Source organism: Fictibacillus phosphorivorans (assembly GCF_001629705.1).
GTDB classification, from domain to species: domain Bacteria; phylum Bacillota; class Bacilli; order Bacillales; family Fictibacillaceae; genus Fictibacillus; species Fictibacillus phosphorivorans_A.
The window spans coordinates 2,168,271-2,183,728 of record NZ_CP015378.1 but is presented as its reverse complement, the minus strand read 5'-3'; the positions used below and the strand labels follow the sequence as shown (position 1 = coordinate 2,183,728).

The following is a 15,458-nucleotide window of genomic DNA, read 5'->3' as shown; positions in this document are numbered from 1 at the left end:
ATACCCCGAAACGAAGGGGAGCATAATCATGGGAGAATTAATCCGTCAGGCTATTGAAGAACGTAAGAAACACTTGATCAACACTTTATTAAGTAAAGGGATCTATAAGAAGAATGATCAACATCTATTCCAGCTAACATTAAGCGAACTAGAATATGAATTCAGACAAATTTTGTATGACCAAATGCAAAGTCCCAATAAGCAGATTTTATAACGAAAATGATTATTAGGTAGCGAAATACTTTTAGCATTTAATCAACATAAAATAGAGTATTCAACATTGGCTATTCGTTAAATGGGCGATAGCGTAAAAATGTAAAATGATAACTAAAATTAATGTAACCTGATGAAACGGTGCTTTCGTCAGGTTTTTTCATGTTTTTATTAATTTAATAAAAGTAATATAATAAAAAGTATAAGTTTACTTTACTTTTTGTAAGAATTTAGTTTATAATAAGTTTCAAGAGGTGATGATGTGAAGAAAGATTTTGGTGATTCTATTTCAAATAAGGTTTATGAATATCGTGTCCTTGCCAGATTGTCACAGCAAGAATTAGCAGAAAAGGTCGGGGTCTCCAAACAAACCGTCTTTGTTATGGAAAAGGGAAACTATGTACCCACTCTATTGTTGGCATTTCGAATTGCTGAATTTTTTAAAGTGAATGTGAATGATGTATTTACTTATTTGAAAGGAAATGATGAAAATGGAAATTAAGTCGATCTCAGATATCCCTAGTGCAGCTTTTTACCCTTTGAAGTCATGGGCGGAACAGTCTGCTAATAATTGGAATATGTTGATTGGAATTGGATTTTTATTGTTGATGGTAAGTATCGTATTGGCTTATGTATTCTATAAGAAGATGGGGAATGAAGATGAACGGACAACAAACATTTATTTAAAGAGTAGCTACTTTATGCTGTTGACGATCATTCTATGTGATATCGTTTTTCCTACTGAGTATATGGCGAACATTTTTTTTCTATTTAAATACGCGCTAGCCATTCTAGCATGTGGTATTTATTTAGCCGTTCAATATAAAAGAGATTTTACGTAAAGTTTGAAAGTTAGTTCCTTCATTAGAATTTTCCCTTACTAAACGGTGCATTTCTTCTAGATAAAAAGCAAAAAGGTTTTAGACCCATAATCTTGATTAAATGGGGTTTAAAACCTTTTATTGTTGCGATTTTTAAAATTTCTTGAATGACGAAGGCTTATTTGAAAAACACGGCTATTTTATCATCAATGAGGTTAGTATCATCTGGATGAAAATAATAGTTTGTCTTATCATAGTGAACGGAGAGTTTATAAGCTATCGGCTCTCCCGTATAGAACGTCATTTCATACATGAGAGGATCTCCGTCTTTCATAGAAGGTTGGTAACCTGATTCTTTTTTACTAGTTGTTAATAACAATAGAATATCATCAATTTCTTCTTTTCCTGATAAGGTTTGTTTCAAAGTCCGATCTACATCATTGTGTGGGTCTATAGCATAGGTTTCAATTTTTGTTACTTTGTCGAGTGGGATATGTTTGAACCAGAAACGGTCTTGCTTACTATTGTATTCAACATACAGTTTATACCCATTGATTTCATTTTTATCTTTAACTGCAATAAATCCACGTCGTCCTTTTATTCCAAACAGAGTTGTACCTTTTGGTAAGAAAGCAGCATCTCCGTTCTTTGTTTTATACTCTAGATCATTTATGCTATCTGATACCTTAAATGTAGTTTTCCCAATCTTTTCTCCAATTAAAGAAGGATCTGAAATAAATCCTGTGTACACCCCGTGGTATTCTTTATTATTCCATTTAATAAAATCAACCCAATCAATTTCAATTTGTCCTCCATAATTACAGCCTGTTAGTAAAAATAGAATCAATACTAAACGATATAATCTTCTCAGTTTCAACTCCTCCTCAATTCTTATACTGATATGTCGAACATAAAACATAAATTGTTACATTTCTTTTTTGTTTTAATTTTCCATCATTTTACTGGTAATATGAAAATTAGGTAAGTGGCACGATTAAGAATAAAAGGAGAACATTTTATGAGTCCTTTAACAGTAAATGAAGTATTACATATGAATGAACCAGCAGAACTAGTGCACATGTCCATATCTTCAAACGGAAAATGGTTATCGTTCTGTTTAAGTGGAAATGCAAAGAGTCGTTCAGTTGGAGTTTCTCAGGCTGTAGAAGGTAATTCTCAGTGGGTATGCAATCTTGAAACGGGAGAATCTTTTCCGATTGCTGAAGAAGCTGATAGCAGTTGGGGGGGCGTATGGTCGCCTAACGGGGAGACACTAGCTTTCTTTGCTGATCAACATAGCAAAGCACAACTTTGGTTGTGGACACCGTCAGATCGTTCTCTAAAACTTGCTTCAGATATAACGGTACGTCCTTTTTTTGGAATGGAAAAGCCGGTTTGGACAAAAGACGGTAAACGTATCATCGTAAAAGCAATGCCTGTTGAGCATGTGGATGAAAACCATTTTTGTTCTTCAGACTCTTTTAAAACTTCGTCTCTCAAGAAATCAGTTTCAAAGCCACAGGTTTTTATAACAAGTAACTCTCTAAATAATGAGACTGAGGATCTAACATATTGGGAAAACCGTTATAGAGCAGATCTCATTTTGGTGGATGTTTCAACCGGAACACATAAAACTCTAACTCGTGGTTTACGACCAGTTGGTATAGAGCTTTCAAGCAATGGTAAATATCTTGCTTTTACAAATTGTTTAGGTGATGAACATGTTAATTCTCAACAAAATGTGTTTGAGCTCTGCATTATATCTCTTGGAGACTACAAAGAAACTCACTTAACCAGAATTGTGAATAAGATTCAAATGGACTATGGATGGAGTTTTTGTTGGGGATTAGATAATGAAACCATTTATTATCTTACGAGTGGACCTCAATCCGAAGGGGGCTTATGGTTAGTAAATACCCGAAGCACAAATTCAAGTATGCTTAAATTCCACAATGATGGTATGCACATGGGAAGAGAATTTGATGGGCCAATTTCCCTTGAGAATGGTGATGTGTTATTAATTGTGAATGGCGGGTTGTTAAGAGTTTCATCTAATGAAGCGGAAAACGAGTTTTTAAGAGTTGAAGATAGAGAGATTATAGCAGTCTTTCCAATCGTAAATCCAACTCAGAAGTATATCATAATACAAACCGAAGAAAAGAATGAAGCTTTATATGGCTTTTATAAAATGAATTATGAAACGGGTAAACGTGAGAAGATATTTGAGGAGCCATGCGTGCATATCCCTTGGTATATAGGTGGAGCGGCATATCAAAAAATGTACGAGAAAGAAGTGGTTACGTTTTTCTCTCAATCATCAAGTGAACCTTCATCTATTAAGGTGCTTGATATAAACGCTAAAGAAATTAGAATGAAATCTATTATAAATGGATTAGATACACAGGAGTTAGGAACATCTGAGATTATTAAATGGAAACAAGGTGATCAAATATTCAGAGGAGCACTGTTAATGCCTAAACATAGGAACGGTAAAGTACCTGTAGTCATGCGGGTTTATGGTGGAGCTATGCAATCTGAAAATGTTCGCTTCTTTGGGCTTAGTCCATATGCAGCAAATAATCATCATCTTTTATCAACGAGAGGGTTTGCGGTCTTCTTACCAGATCTACCTATGTATAGAAGTAATGAACCAGCAGAGGAAATTACAAAAGCGATCGAAAACGCGTTAAATGCACTTGTAGAACATCCAGAGATTGATTCTGAGAGAATTGGCATTATAGGACATTCTTTTGGTGGGTATTCAGCACTTGTTGCCATTACTAGGATTCAAAGATTTAAAGCTGCCGTAATCTCATCTGGTATTGCAAATTTGATAAGTTACTATACAAAGTTTGATCCTCCACAATATAGCTATGGGTGGGTGGAGGACGGACAAGCAAACATGGGAACCACATTATGGGAGAATAAAGAGGGGTACATTAGAAATTCTCCAATATTTGATTTTGATAAAATACAAGTACCTGTTTTAATCGTTCAAGGTACACAAGACCACCTCTGTTCTGAGGAAGCTGGATCCATGTTTTCCGCATTAAACCGAATTGGTAAGACTGCAGAATTAATTTTGTATGAAGAAGGGCATTCTCAGGAGACATGGAATGAGGATAACTTAACACATTATCATGAAAGATTAATAGATTGGTATGATAAATATCTTAAATAAGGATAAACCTTAGAATTCACATGAAAAAACGTATAGTTACTGTTTTTTTATAATGAAGAATAAAGAAGAAAAACTACTTTAATAGGGGATTTCAGGATTAAGGTGAAAAGATTAAACTAAACGATTCTAACCCATTAGAGGTTAGAATCATAGTCAGATAAGCATATACATCATTATCGTTATTATGTGGGTACTAAAAGAGGAAGGTGTCCTTTTGGGAGATCAATTGTGATGTTTAAGTAATTGAAAGGTGCTTTATTTAAATGATATAGGATTTCAAAACATACAAGCATAAAATTTCTATAAATTTCCTTCTGACATTATAATCTGAGTTAGAGAAATAGAAGGGGGAAGTAGTATGAAAAACTTTATTTGTGAGACATGTGGGGTTCAATATGAGGGTTCTGTACATGAACCAGCTTCCTGTATGATCTGTGAAGAAGAAAGACAGTATGTGAGTTCAAAAGGACAATCGTGGACTACACTTGAAGCGATGGTTGAGAGTGGTAATTATAAAACGGAAGTTAGTGTCGAAGAGGAGAATCTTTATCGTGTTCAGACGAGCCCGAGTTTTGGGATCGGCCAAACGGCATATCTCGTAAAAGAAAATGGATATAACGTGTTATGGGATTGTGTGAGTTACATAGATGAAGATACCATTAAAGAAATTCGGCAACTGGGTGGTATCGATGCAATTGCGCTATCACATCCTCATTATTATTCGACTCAAGTGGAATGGGCTGAGACATTTGATGCTCCACTCTACATACATGAAGATGATAAGATGTGGGTAACGAGAACAAGTGACAAGATCGTTTTCTGGTCGGGAGACAAGCTAGAACTTAGTGAAGGAATAATCCTTCAGAGAATCGGTGGCCATTTTAAAGGAGGTACCATCCTTGAATGGAAACAAGGGAGCCACCTTCAAGGTGTTCTTCTTTGTGGCGATATTGTACGTATCGTAGCAGACCGGGAATGGGTCAGTTTCATGTACAGTTATCCTAACTTTATTCCTTTACCGAGTGCTACGGTAGAGAGGATTGCTCATCGGATGAAAGAATTAACCTTCACTCGTATCTATGATGCATTTAACCGAGTGATTAAAGAAGATGCTGGAGAAGCGGTTCAACGATCAGCAAAGAGATATGTTGATGCGCTGAACGGAGTGTTGTTTCATACATAATATATTATATTGGTATAAGCAATAAAAGGAGAAACGGAGCTATCTTGATAGTTCCGTTTCTCTTTTTTCGTTAGAACTGACCGGTCGTTCTCTCGTAAAAAAGTAGTCTAATTAAGTCCACGAGGATGTTTCTTATGATATCAACAGAACGATTGTTATAAATATAACTCAAGTTTAGATGTTCTTGAGACGGTTAAGGAAGACAAGATTTATATTAGGACAGACGGAGTACTCAGGCATGACCTTTTTGTACTAATATATCGACCCAAACAATATTCTTATTAAAGAAAATGATAAGAAGGAGGGGAACGTGAAGTGGAAAAAGTGAAAGTGCGTTTACGCCCCATTATTCGTAACATAAATTTACCCATTGTAATCAAAACAACCATTCTACCAGGTGACTCAATGGAAAGATTATTTATCGCAACCCAGGTAGGGGAGATTTTTTGTATAGGAAATGAAGGAATTCGGACGTTTTTAGATATTCGCTCACGTATCATAAAGTTAGGTGTTTCTGGCGGTGGTTATGATGAAAGGGGATTGCTCGGTCTAGCGTTTCATCCTCAATTTTATTATAACGGTCTGTTTTATCTTCATTATTCATTAGCTGGATCACAAGGCCCTGGTGCTTTCTCTAATTCAGAAGATCCTACACAGAATCGAGATGCTCTTCCAAAATTTTTCAAACCAGATCCTTGTAAACCTAAAACTTTAAATTTAAGGTGGACAAACAGAGAAGCAAGATATGATCATATCGATACCGTTGAGGAATGGACTTTACAAGCAAGTGGCCAACCTGAAAAGCGAAGAACGTTACTTAATATAAGAAGGCCATTTTTTAATCATAATGGTGTTAATAGCTTAACTTTTTCACCTGAAACAGGAAGACTTATTTTGACAACTGGAGATGGTGGGTCAGGCTATGATCCGTTCAATTTAAGTCAAGATGATATGGAGATCGCTGGTAAAATTATTGAAATCGATGTAGAGAAAAACACATTTGGTATTAATCCACCCGTAGTGACACGTTTTCATGAACTTCCTGTAAGTATTCAAGGAATACTCACCGTGATTGCAAAAGGGGGACGCAACCTTCCAGGTATTTCATTTCAAAGACACGATAATCAGTATATTAAATATGTAGGGAACGTCGGACAGGATTTGGTAGAGTCCGTTTTTTCATTTGTACATTATAAGCCGTTGCCAGTGATACAGCTTGTTAAAGCTTATCTCATGAATACTAGATTACAAGAAGATGGATTTATTAATTTCGGTTGGCGAGGTTGGGAAGGTACATTTCCTACTACTATTATAAAAGAATGTTCTCCAGATTCTTCTTTAGAAAAGCAAACATTCGCTTATTACAAAGATGCGTTAAAAACTTCCGTTCAGCGCATTCAGCCACTCACTTGTTATTATCATCAAGACCCCCGCCCTGGTAAGTTTGGAGGAAGTGCTCTAACAGCTGTTCAATCTTATATGGGGAGTGGGATTCCACATTTAAAAGGAAGCGTTGTTTTTACCGATTTTGCGGTAGAAGATTCACCACCTCCGAATAGAGGAACTTTAGCTTATACTAAAATAAGAACAGACGGTAAACTAAATGATTACGATATCATTGAGACCGATTATGATTTCGGTTCTGAATCATCGTTTTACGTTAGTTTAGGAGCAAACCTAAATCAAACTAGACTCTATTTAGGAGTGTATGCTTCTAATAAGGTGAATGATTATAATCAAGGAACTATTTTTGAAATTGTCCCTTAATTTCAGTCAAGAAATGGACGAATAAGAAGTGGCGAGTGAGCAGCAATGTTTTTCTCGCCTGATTTTTAGTCAAGAAATGGCTTGAATTTTTTAAAAAAGAAAGGTGCCATCTCAACCCATAACCAGCTATAAAAAAATGAAAATAGAAGTATACTACCTGCTGTTAGGAAAGAAAAAGAGTGGGAGACGATTGGACCAAGAACAGGAAATTGGAGAATATATAACAGACAGATAATCCCTAGTGCTAAAAGAATGGCACCTAGACTAATGATATTCAATTTTTCTTTGAAGAGATAAAAACCAACGCCGATACCAAGACCTAAGATTCCAGTTGTAAATGGAAAAACGATAAGCTCGCTAGGAAACAGAATGAATAACAAAGAAATGCTAAGAAAATAAGAAATCACGCCTATTTGTAGAAAGAACATGGTGCCAATCAAAATCGGTAAGGTAGCGAAGGGGCTGATGAAAAAACCAACAACAGGTAAAAGACCTCCTGTTGCTTGAAGTAAAGCAGCGATACAAGAGAGATAAGAACCTAAAACCAGCCACTTTACTTTTGGTTGTTTTTGAAATTGTAATTGGATAGAGCGAATATCCTCTGATAACCAATTAGCAGACATTGGCACACCTCCATCAATATGATTTTATTAATGCAATATATTAACCAAGTATTCGAAATGGAACTCTTTTAAGAAAACTCTTGAGGCATTCACTGATTTTGCCGCATTTTTCTTGAAACGTTACATTGTTTATTTCGTCTTATTTATAAAGGGGGAGTTTATATAAAAATAAAGCATATTCTTTTTTTCTTGCTATTATTTATTTTTTTATGTTCTTTCATATCCCCAACTCCATCATTCGCAACAAATTGGGTACATCAGTTTGTAGTTTGGGATGGCTTTGTTTATGTTGTGAAAGATGAGTACGTGAAGGAGATAGATCAAGAAATCGGGCAGGTTACGAAGTATTCAGATATGGAACAGTATGCTGGAAACTTTTCAAATGTCTATAAAGAAGGAACGAAATACTATTCAATTAAAGACATAAGTACTAATGAATACATTGCAATAGAAGTTGAAAGTGGAATATATAAAAAAGCGGTACGAGAGAGTGAATATATATTTGCAGACCATTCAAATGGAAATATAAATGAGGGAAAGTTTGCGGATAAAGCGGTAAATGTTTTATTCATTTTTACATTAGGAGTATTTGTAATCGTTTTTATCGTTATAAAAGTTAAAAGGTAACCTATATTAAAAAATGTCAAACTGGATTTTTTAAAGAAAGAAGATAGGGCTAAACCATAAAGGCTTTCTATATTTCTATGGTTCAGTTCTATCCTTTTTTACTAGGTAACAGTAAAGTCATATATATGCCCCTATTGTTCCAATTTAGTTTTTTTTGGGAGGTGCTGTGATTATTCAGACACGCTATTTTCAAGAAATTCAATGGTACCTTGATTTGCATCTAATTTAACCTTAATTCCAATCGGAAAAACGTGCGAAGGGAAAGTGTGGCCAATATCTACATTCGTGAGAATAGGTATATTAGTCTCTCCCATGATTTCGAATAACAGGTCTTCTATTGAAAATGGAGCATTTAAATGATTAAAATGTTCGTGTTTACCGATGATGAGTCCAGCAATCTTATCGAAAACACCTGAAATTTTTAACATACTAAGCGAGCGTTCTTGCGTTGCTATATCTTTAAACGAGTCTTCAAGAAATAGAATGACACCTTCTAAATCTGGGAAAAACGCTGAACTCATAAATCCCGACATTGTGTTTAAATTACCGCCAATCAATTTCCCTGTAGCAGAGCCTTCACGCAATGATTTCCAACCCGTATTCTTAACCATTTGTTTTTGTCGATCTTGTGTGTTCCAATCAAGCATTTCTTCTGTCCATTCTTGTGGGACATCGAGTACATAAGGAGCTTTCTTTCTTAATTGAATAACATCTTCAAAATACTCTTTTCCTTTTGGCAACATTTCAGGATACTCTCCAAAGGAGGGAACAACAGCTGGACCGTAAAACGTTGTTAACCCTGTCTTCGCATAAATACCAAGCAAAAGAGCAGTAACATCACTGTAGCCCATGATTACCTTGGGATGCTTTTTTAAGTGAGCATAATCCAAATAAGGCAAAAGCGAATTTGAATTCATTCCACCGATTGTACTTATTATTCCGCGCACCTCTTGATCATGGATGAAGTCGTTAATCTCTTCGGATCTTTCTTGGATGGATGCAGAGCGATAGGATTGTGTTTGTTTGGAGCATTTTCCTTCTTTGATTTTAAATCCCATTCTTTCTAACTGAGATAATCCTCTTTCGTATCTCGCTTTAAACAAGACGGGTGCAGGTGAGGAGGGGGTAATGATTCCAATCGTATCTCCCTTTTTTAATGCTTGCGGTAATAACAAATAAAACAACTCCCTTTCATTGTTTCATATTTTGAAGTGCGATATTAGTAGGTTCATATTTTGTAAACTGCCCAAATAATACCATAAATAGGTGGTGTAGCTAATTGTTTTTTGAAAGTAAATGGATATGGATTATTTAAGTTGTGCGTTATGCTAATCATGATCATATACAATTTAATAAATCATTGAGTGGTTTTATTTAAGATATCTACTCTCCTGGAAGGTGAATCAAATCTTTAGACTATTTTTTACAATCGTTTTTAATCTTATCTTTGGATATCTATTTCATTATTTGTTCATTTTATTTGTGTTACTTTATTTGTACATTGCAGAAGCTCTCGGATGGAGCCTAGATCCAACGTTAGAAGAAGGTTTATTAATTCCAGTCCTCTTTTTAACAATAGTGATAAGCATCATTTACTTTTCAATCATTGTTCTTACAAACGTATGTGTATGGAAAAAAACTAAAATCAAAAAAATTCACTTCCTATTCATAATCATACTTACATTTTCAGCGGGCTTCATTTTAAATGGAGAAAGAATGGATCTTTTAATCAGCTAAGGTTTTAAAAAAAATAGCATTTCTTATGCGTTAAAAATCGCGTGATTCTAAATTCCGAGTGGCTTAACGTAAAGTGTTTGTTATAATGGTCAGCATAATCTACTAAAAGCGAGTGATTGATTTGAATTCTACAGAACGCGAATTATTAAAACTCATTGAAAAAAACGGACGTCTTGAGACAGGTACGATCGCCAAGTTAATGGGAATTACAGAGGATGAAACAAAACAGATCTTAGATAAGCTAGAAAAAGAGAAAGTCATACTCGGCTACTCTGCTATTATTGACTGGACGAAAGGTACTGAAGAAGGTGCCGTGACAGCCATGATTGATGTAAAAGTTACACCAAAACGAGGTGTTGGCTTTGATAAAGTAGCGGAGCGAATCTACCGTTTTCCAGAAGTTAAAGCAGTTTATCTCATGTCTGGAGTATACGACTTATCGGTATCGATTGAAGGGAAAACGATGGCAGAAGTCGGTCGTTTTGTATCTGAGAAACTTTCGACTATCGATTCAGTCATCTCAACAACAACTCATTTTATCTTAAAAAAATACAAACATGACGGTCTTGTATTTAGTGATAACGATGAAGATAAACGAATTGTGGTGTCACCATGATTACTGAACCGACTTCAAAATATTTATCAAATACCGTGCAGTCCATTCAGCCGTCTGGAATCCGTCGATTCTTTGATCTTGCTTCCTCTATGGAAAACGTTATTTCTCTAGGCGTTGGAGAGCCGGATTTCGTTACACCTTGGAACGTGATCGAAGCGAGTTATCATTCATTGGAACAAGGTTATACGGCTTATACGGCCAATGCTGGATTATTTGAGCTCCGAAAAGAGATTTCTCGCTATATGAAACGACGGTTTGGTGTTTCGTACAGTGCAGAAGAAGAAATAGTGGTTACTGTCGGTGCTTCACAGGCGATTGATATCGCTTTGCGTGCGGTCATTAATCCTGGTGAGGAAGTTATTGTTGTTGAGCCAAGCTTTGTTTCCTACGCACCAACAGTAACACTGGCTGGTGGAGTTCCTGTGCCAGTAAATACCTACAGCGAAGATGATTTCAAGCTTCAGCCTGAACAAATAGAAGCGGCGATCACTGACAAAACGAAAGTGCTTATGTTATGCAGTCCAAATAATCCAACAGGTACAGTGCTGTCAAAAGGCGATTTAGAACGTATAGCGGAGGTCGTAGAGAAGCATGACTTGCTCGTGATTTCAGATGAAATCTATGCTGAACTAACATACGATGAACCGTATACGAGTTTTCCCGCAGTCAAGAATATGCGTGACCGCACGATCTTGATTTCTGGATTTTCAAAAGCATTTGCCATGACAGGCTGGCGCTTAGGCTTTGCTTGTGGACCAAAACCCATTTTGCAAGCTATGCTAAAAATACATCAATATACGATGATGTGCGCTCCTACGATGGCTCAGCACGCTGCCCTTGAAGCACTTGTTAACGGGCAGAAGGATGTAGTGAAAATGAAGGAAAGTTATCGGCAGCGCCGTAGTTTAGTCATTCATGCTCTAGAGGAGATGGGCTTATCGTGCCATGTTCCAGGTGGTGCTTTTTATGTATTTCCTTCAATCGAAAAAACCGGATTATCATCTGAAGAGTTTGCAGAACAGCTTTTGATGAAAGAGCAGGTTGCAGTTGTACCTGGCAGTGTTTTTGGCGAGAGTGGAGAGGGGCATGTTCGCTGTTCTTATGCGACATCTGTTCAAAAGCTGGAAGAGGCGATGCGCCGGATTGACCGGTTTTTACAAACGTTATAAGCCTTTTTTTATTGAAGGTGCATTCCTGGCACAAGGAATGCATCTTTTTTAACGAGGTTAATGGTGAATATTTTTATACATTACAAGAAGGAAATCTTCTTAAAGATGGGGAAGTACTCGTGAGTTCGAAAAGAGGAGATGGGAGTATGAATTTATTCAAAACTCAATATGACTGGATACGTTTAACGAGAGAGACTCTTTTTCAATATTGCGAGACGTTATCCCCAACAGACTATTCAAAGAAACTTGAAACTTTCAGTGGTGAATCTATTCTAAGCCTACATGCTCATGTAGCGGGTTGTTACCAAAGATGGCTCGGTGATCGTGCTCTTGGAAAGTCACTTCCTGATATTACACCCGAGTCCATACATAACGTTCAAGAGATGCGTGAGCTTTTCAGAAAAACAGATGAGTTGGTATATGAATTTCTCGATAAATTTGAAAACAATTGGGATCATATGGTAGAAGTGACGTTTAGAAATGGCAGTCAAGCTGATTTTACCGCATTGTGGTTATTTACTCACACGGTGACTCACGAATTTCATCACAAAGGACAGATTGTGAAGATCGGCAGACAACTTGGGTACGCACCGCCAGATACAGATCTCATTGAGCCGATGATAAAAAATCCGTCAAATCGTTAGGAGGAATTAGTCAGATGAGCAGAGTCGAATTCTTAGTTAATGTGTTAGACTCCACATTTGATAAAGAGAGCTGGTACGCGCCGCTCAAACCAGCTATTGAAGGATTAACGGCTAAGCAAGCTAGCTTTAGACCACCAGGCGAATCAACGAAGTCCATCTGGGAGAACGTCAATCATCTCATTTATTACAAAGAAAGGCTAGTTGCTAATTTGGAAGGGCAAGAATGGACGAGAATGGATGGGAACGATACCTTTTTTATCATTAAACAAACTGAAGATGATGACGACTGGATTCTTACCATCGATCGCGCTGAAAAGGTACACGACAAACTAAAAGAGTTACTTAATAGGATGAGTTCTGAAGATTTAAAAGAGAGCGGATTAGAAAGTGATCTCATAGATATCTTGCTTCATGATGCTTATCATACTGGTCAGATCATGCTGCTAAGAAAAATGCAGGGATCGTGGCCATCTCATCGCTAAATCAGAGGAATATTCATTGTAGTAGGCACATTTATTTAACTAATAAATGTGCTTATTTTTATATAATCAATTCTTCTAAAATGATTGACACAAATGGCAAATAAACATACTATGTAATTAGATAGTTAGACACTTATCTAAATATCTAATAATGGAAATCATCCTGAGGTGACAAAATGTCTCTTAATGAAGCGTTTAAAGCATTATCTGATCCAACTCGAAGACAAATCTTAACCCTGTTAAAAGAAGATGAACTAACAGCAGGAGAGATCGCTTCACATTTTGACATGCAAAAACCGAGTGTGTCTCATCATCTGAAAATATTAAAGCATGCTTCGCTAATCGATGATGAGAGAAGAGGACAGCATATTTATTATTCTTTGAACACAACGGTGTTTCATGAATTAATGAGCTGGTATTTCACGTTTACAACGAAGGAGGAAAAATGATGAAAAAGTATGGATGGAGTTACCTTTTAATTGCACTTAGTGTACTGATCGGTGCTATCGCTTATCCTTACCTGCCTGATCAAATGCCGATGCATTGGAACATACACGGTAAAGTGGATGGGTATTGGGATAAACAATATGCAGCTTTCTTTCCACCAGTGTTAATGATTGTTTTGATGGCGTTGTTTATCTTCATGCCAAGAATCGATCCGAAGAAAGAGAACTATAAGAAATTTTCTGGAAGTTATACGATTTTTATTACGATTATGAACGTGTTCTTCTTACTTCTCCAATCCATGACTATTAGCTATGGTTTAGGTGTTAATATAGACATCTCACTAGTCGTTAATTTAGGAATTGGTTTACTTTTTATCGTACTCGGAAACTACTTGCCGCGAATCAAACACAACTACTTTATCGGAGTGCGCACACCGTGGACGCTTGCGAACGAAAAGACTTGGAGAAAGACACATCAGCTTAGCGGGAAGCTCTTTGTAATGGCAGGAATTTTGCTTGTTGCAATATCTTTCTTGCCAGGCATTTATAAATTTACGGGCATGCTCGTTGTGGTTCTATCAACGGTTCTCATCGCAACCATTGCTTCTTATGTTTTTTTCAATCGTTATAAGAATGTAGATAACAACTAAATTTTGATCGGACACCTCACGTAGGTGTCCTTTTTTGTCACCCAAACAAGCCAAGAGGTACATGCATAGACTATACCAATATATGTACGGATTTATAATCGTCACAAAAGGAGAAGAAAGATGGATTACCATGAAAATCAAGATGATTGTACATGCGGTATATTCGAACAACTAAAGGCTGGTAAGGTGATTTCCATCCTTCTGAAAAATACAGCGGTACCAATTCAGTTAACTTTTCAAACGTTTGATAAAAATTCAGGATGTATCTCTGGTTTTTTACGAGATGGAAGAGTATTCGTTGTCAGCTGCGATTGTGTAGCTGGTGTTTTCCTAAGTCCTGTTCCTCCGCTTGCTTGTCGTGTGTTAGCTTATGTAACTAATACCGGGGACAATACCGTTTCTGTTGTAGATACAGCAACAAATACAACGATTGATACAATTTCAGTGGGGGAATTTCCTATCTTCGTTGCGTTAACACCTAATGGGAGAAGAGCGTATGTCACGAATTTTAATGGCAATACGGTTTCAGTTATTGATACACTCACGAATACTGTGATCCAAACGATAATTGTACCAAGTCCATCAGGAGTCGCCGTTACTCCGGATGGTACTACGGCATATGTAACGAATGTAAATGATGGAACACTAACCGCAATCAATACCTTAACGAACACGATAACTAATGTCTTTCCAGTTGGAAACCTCGCTAGCACACCTGTTAACATCGCTATTTCTCCAGATGGCTTAACGGCTTATGTAACAGATCAAACTCAAGGTACACTCTCTATCGTTGACCTTGTGACTACCACACAGACAGTACTTACTCTTGGTAATACACCGCCTGCGGGTGCTTTTGGTGTAGCAGTGACTCCAGATGGTACAGAAGTCTATGTTACGAATAGTTTTGAGGGTACTGTTTCGGCAGTTAACACAACCACACTTAATGAAATCATCATCCCTGTTGGATTAGTGCCAGGTACTAGTTTTCCTTTTGGAGTAGCGATTACCCCTGATGGAACCAGTGCTTATGTTGTTAATTTAAGTGATCCATCCGTTTCAGTTATTGATACAGCTCTGAAAATTGAAACAACTATTATCACTAGTCCACTATTGGATGTTTCTGCAAATATCGCGATTACTCCGGACGGAAGGTTTGGTTATGTGACGAATAACCAAGCTGGAAGTAACACTGTTTCTATTATTGATATTACGACAAATACAGTGATCGGTAACGTAACAGTAGGATTAGAACCATTTGGTATTGCAATTGGTACGGTTTGTCCAAATCAACTTTAAAGA

At 36.7% G+C, this 15,458-nt stretch carries 16 protein-coding genes and 2 pseudogenes; 15 read left to right on the top strand and 3 right to left on the bottom strand.

Annotation, left to right across the window (positions count from 1 at the left end):
* The first annotated feature begins 28 nt into the window (after window positions 1-28).
* The 3 genes from ABE65_RS11205 to ABE65_RS11195 all read left to right on the top strand — a co-directional run bounded on the left by ABE65_RS11205 (window position 29) and on the right by ABE65_RS11195 (window position 1,055).
* On the top strand, window positions 29-214 hold the full coding sequence (locus ABE65_RS11205) for a Fur-regulated basic protein FbpA (protein WP_066394820.1): 186 nt from the start codon (window positions 29-31) through the stop codon (window positions 212-214).
* Window positions 215-475: 261 nt separating this feature from the next.
* On the top strand, window positions 476-715 hold the full coding sequence (locus ABE65_RS11200; protein WP_066394818.1) for a helix-turn-helix transcriptional regulator: 240 nt from the start codon (window positions 476-478) through the stop codon (window positions 713-715).
* Window positions 705-1,055: a DUF2178 domain-containing protein gene (locus ABE65_RS11195; RefSeq protein WP_066394816.1), complete on the top strand. Its 351-nt coding sequence runs from the start codon at window positions 705-707 to the stop codon at window positions 1,053-1,055. The genes ABE65_RS11200 and ABE65_RS11195 overlap by 11 nt, the downstream gene beginning before the upstream one ends.
* Before the next feature lie 157 nt (window positions 1,056-1,212).
* On the opposite strand, the gene ABE65_RS11190 is transcribed toward ABE65_RS11195, so the two are convergent.
* Complete coding sequence (locus tag ABE65_RS11190) at window positions 1,213-1,911, bottom strand: hypothetical protein (RefSeq protein ID WP_066394814.1); 699 nt, start codon at window positions 1,909-1,911, stop codon at window positions 1,213-1,215.
* Window positions 1,912-2,052: 141 nt separating this feature from the next.
* On the opposite strand from ABE65_RS11190, the gene ABE65_RS11185 reads away from it, so the two are divergent.
* The 3 genes from ABE65_RS11185 to ABE65_RS11175 all read left to right on the top strand — a co-directional run bounded on the left by ABE65_RS11185 (window position 2,053) and on the right by ABE65_RS11175 (window position 7,165).
* Complete coding sequence (locus ABE65_RS11185) at window positions 2,053-4,215, top strand: S9 family peptidase (RefSeq protein WP_066394812.1); 2,163 nt, start codon at window positions 2,053-2,055, stop codon at window positions 4,213-4,215.
* Window positions 4,216-4,573: 358 nt separating this feature from the next.
* A complete protein-coding gene (locus ABE65_RS11180; protein WP_066394809.1) occupies window positions 4,574-5,398 on the top strand; it encodes an MBL fold metallo-hydrolase in 825 nt (274 codons plus the stop codon).
* Window positions 5,399-5,713: 315 nt separating this feature from the next.
* The gene (locus ABE65_RS11175) at window positions 5,714-7,165 is read left to right on the top strand and encodes a PQQ-dependent sugar dehydrogenase (RefSeq protein WP_066394807.1); all 1,452 of its coding nucleotides are present in this window, start codon (window positions 5,714-5,716) and stop codon (window positions 7,163-7,165) included.
* A 65-nt stretch (window positions 7,166-7,230) separates the two neighbouring features.
* Here ABE65_RS11175 and ABE65_RS11170 read toward each other — a convergent pair whose 3' ends face one another.
* Window positions 7,231-7,788, bottom strand: a complete 558-nt coding sequence (locus ABE65_RS11170; RefSeq protein WP_066394804.1) for a hypothetical protein — start codon at window positions 7,786-7,788, stop codon at window positions 7,231-7,233.
* A gap of 291 nt (window positions 7,789-8,079) precedes the next feature.
* Here ABE65_RS11170 and ABE65_RS21885 point away from each other — a divergent pair, with 291 nt between their 5' ends.
* Window positions 8,080-8,415 (top strand): hypothetical protein, encoded by a 336-nt coding sequence (locus tag ABE65_RS21885; protein ID WP_156499161.1) that lies wholly within the window; start codon window positions 8,080-8,082, stop codon window positions 8,413-8,415.
* 170 nt (window positions 8,416-8,585) lie between these two features.
* Here ABE65_RS21885 and ABE65_RS11160 read toward each other — a convergent pair whose 3' ends face one another.
* Window positions 8,586-9,590, bottom strand: a complete 1,005-nt coding sequence (locus ABE65_RS11160; RefSeq protein WP_066394800.1) for a S66 family peptidase — start codon at window positions 9,588-9,590, stop codon at window positions 8,586-8,588.
* Between the two features lie 683 nt (window positions 9,591-10,273).
* Between ABE65_RS11160 and ABE65_RS11150 the strand changes: the two genes are divergently transcribed.
* The 8 genes and pseudogenes from ABE65_RS11150 to ABE65_RS11120 all read left to right on the top strand — a co-directional run bounded on the left by ABE65_RS11150 (window position 10,274) and on the right by ABE65_RS11120 (window position 15,455).
* The gene (locus ABE65_RS11150) at window positions 10,274-10,768 is read left to right on the top strand and encodes an Lrp/AsnC family transcriptional regulator (RefSeq protein WP_066394797.1); all 495 of its coding nucleotides are present in this window, start codon (window positions 10,274-10,276) and stop codon (window positions 10,766-10,768) included.
* On the top strand, window positions 10,765-11,937 hold the full coding sequence (locus tag ABE65_RS11145) for an aminotransferase (protein ID WP_066394794.1): 1,173 nt from the start codon (window positions 10,765-10,767) through the stop codon (window positions 11,935-11,937). Before ABE65_RS11150 ends, ABE65_RS11145 begins: the two co-directional genes overlap by 4 nt.
* 146 nt (window positions 11,938-12,083) lie before the next feature.
* A complete protein-coding gene (locus ABE65_RS11140) occupies window positions 12,084-12,581 on the top strand; it encodes a DinB family protein (RefSeq protein ID WP_066394791.1) in 498 nt (165 codons plus the stop codon).
* A 14-nt stretch (window positions 12,582-12,595) separates the two neighbouring features.
* Window positions 12,596-12,949, top strand: a pseudogene (locus tag ABE65_RS11135) (DinB family protein); the annotation flags it as partial.
* A 3-nt stretch (window positions 12,950-12,952) separates the two neighbouring features.
* A pseudogene (locus tag ABE65_RS22425) lies at window positions 12,953-13,063 on the top strand (DinB family protein); the annotation flags it as partial.
* Window positions 13,064-13,239: 176 nt separating this feature from the next.
* A complete protein-coding gene (locus ABE65_RS11130) occupies window positions 13,240-13,512 on the top strand; it encodes an autorepressor SdpR family transcription factor (RefSeq protein WP_066394788.1) in 273 nt (90 codons plus the stop codon).
* On the top strand, window positions 13,509-14,159 hold the full coding sequence (locus ABE65_RS11125; RefSeq protein WP_066394787.1) for an SdpI family protein: 651 nt from the start codon (window positions 13,509-13,511) through the stop codon (window positions 14,157-14,159). Before ABE65_RS11130 ends, ABE65_RS11125 begins: the two co-directional genes overlap by 4 nt.
* Window positions 14,160-14,279: 120 nt before the next feature.
* Window positions 14,280-15,455 carry a YVTN family beta-propeller repeat protein gene (locus tag ABE65_RS11120; RefSeq protein WP_066394783.1) on the top strand — a complete coding sequence of 392 codons (1,176 nt, stop codon included), beginning with the start codon at window positions 14,280-14,282 and terminating at the stop codon, window positions 15,453-15,455.
* The last annotated feature ends 3 nt before the right edge of the window (window positions 15,456-15,458 follow it).